Genomic DNA, 220 nt, shown 5'->3' on the forward strand with positions numbered 1-220 from the left:
TCGCCATCCAGGTCGCCTCGCTGCGGCTTGATGTCGTCGGCGAGGTCAATATCGCCCCAGGTGGGAACTGCCCGGAGGTCGGCATACCCTGGGGTTGGGGGTTCATCCTGCCAGACAGTCGTTCCCTCTGTCTCGTCGTAGCGACAGGGTTCCCACTGTTGGAAGGCGGTCGGTGTCTTGTAGGTGGTGACGGCATAGAGGGTCCGGTTGAGGCGGTCGT

1 pseudogene is annotated in these 220 nt (G+C 63.2%); it reads right to left on the bottom strand.

From position 1 onward, the window contains the following. Positions 1-220 (bottom strand): annotated as a pseudogene (locus tag C444_RS07595) (hypothetical protein); the annotation flags it as partial.

This window comes from Haloarcula japonica DSM 6131 (genome assembly GCF_000336635.1).
GTDB classification, from domain to species: domain Archaea; phylum Halobacteriota; class Halobacteria; order Halobacteriales; family Haloarculaceae; genus Haloarcula; species Haloarcula japonica.